Genomic DNA, 907 nt, shown 5'->3' with positions numbered 1-907 from the left:
GCCATCGAAAGGAGCACACTGGGAGCGTTGTCGTTGCGCGGCGGTCGTCCTGGCGTCACCGATCCGACCGGACGGGCGGATGGTTCCCACGGGCATCAGCCGTTCCAATGGACATCGGCTGTTTGGGCACCAACGGGCGTCCATGGTCACCTATGGGCATCGGAACCGCTCCAGAGAGCACTGGCTGTACCGTCGGATGACGGTGGATATGGGTCCACACGCGATCAGGACTCCGGGTCGTGACAGATGGTCATGACGGTCGGAGTGAAGACTGGAGAGGATCAACGGTGCGGTGGTGGGGTTCGTACTGACGCTGGCAATCTTCGGCTTCTGGATTTTCACGCTCATTGACGCGATCATGGCCCCGTCAGCCGCCGTGCGCACACTTCCCAAGATCGCCTGGATTGCCATCATCGTTTTCTTCTACGCCATCGGCGGCGTGGCCTGGCTCGTTGTCGGCCGCCCCCGTCGTGACGACTACGCCGACGACGGTATCGAGCCCATGGATCATCCAACATGGGAAGGCCGGGGCCGCTGGGCCGGGGCCGACGGCTTCGGCCGAGGCAGCCGGGATGGCGCCGAGGACGGGCCGTCGAATCTCCGGTGGCCGTCGTGGCCACGCCGTAGTCCCGCGCCACAGCCGGTCGCGCCCGACGACAACCCGGAGTTCCTGCGGGAACTGTCCGAACGTATCCGCCGCGGGGACGGCGACGGCACCCCCCGGAGCTGACCACAACACCGACCCATACGGCAACGCGACGCGGTACCACGTTGACAGTCCGCGGCGTCACGTTGACATCTAGTCAGCGTGACCCCGTTGGCGGCAGTCAGCGTCATCCTGCCGGCAACGCCGGCCAGCGGGTATCCAGTGCGGTTCTGCCTGGGCGTCAACCAACGACACCCAGGC

Annotated in this window: 1 protein-coding gene; it reads left to right on the top strand. The window is 65.9% G+C overall.

Annotated features, from left to right (window positions below):
* Window positions 1–292: 292 nt before the first annotated feature.
* Window positions 293–730: a PLD nuclease N-terminal domain-containing protein gene (locus tag AC5LSR_RS15345; RefSeq protein WP_250283272.1), complete on the top strand. Its 438-nt coding sequence runs from the start codon at window positions 293–295 to the stop codon at window positions 728–730.
* The last annotated feature ends 177 nt before the right edge of the window (window positions 731–907 follow it).

The sequence above is a fragment of the Protofrankia sp. CiP1_Cm_nod4 genome (genome assembly GCF_982290645.1).
Note: the sequence above shows the minus strand (reverse complement) of the source record. Positions and strands in the feature narration are given on the sequence as shown.